At 77.5% G+C, this 374-nt stretch carries 1 protein-coding gene; it reads left to right on the top strand.

The genetic code is table 11. From position 1 onward, the window contains the following. Positions 1-163 precede the first annotated feature (163 nt). Positions 164-328: a LacI family DNA-binding transcriptional regulator gene (locus AC1MIR_RS06720; RefSeq protein WP_480027412.1), complete on the top strand. Its 165-nt coding sequence runs from the start codon at positions 164-166 to the stop codon at positions 326-328. The last annotated feature ends 46 nt before the right edge of the window (positions 329-374 follow it).

The raw sequence follows: 374 nt of genomic DNA, 5'->3' as shown, positions 1-374 counted from the left end.
CCGGGCCGCGCAAGCGGCCCGGCCCTTCCGCTTTCAGGCCCCCTCGGCAACGACGCCCTTGCAACGGGCACGCGCCTCTGCCAATCTCCCAAAACGATTTGGAAGCCCGGCCGCAAAGGCCGCGGAGAGGGGAGGAGGCAGGGCGCGCCGCGCCCGCATCGGCATGACCAGGCTGCGCGACCTCGCACAGGAACTCGGCCTCTCCGCCACCACCGTCTCCCGCGCGCTGGACGGCTATCCCGACGTGGCCGAGGCCACGCGCGCCCGCGTCATGGCGGCCGCGCGGCGCGTCGGATACCTGCCCGATCCTGCGGCGCGGCGGCCATGACGCGGGCGCGGGGGGGGGCGGGCGCCGGGGGGGGGGCCGGCCCCCC

This window comes from Falsiroseomonas sp. RANM36 (assembly GCF_056682175.1).
Note: the sequence above shows the minus strand (reverse complement) of the source record. Positions and strands in the feature narration are given on the sequence as shown.

What these genes read in the sequence shown, in the direction of transcription:
- AC1MIR_RS06720 (WP_480027412.1), top strand. Translation starts at nt 164, where the DNA reads ATGACCAGGCTGCGCGACCTCGCACAGGAACTCGGCCTCTCCGCCACC.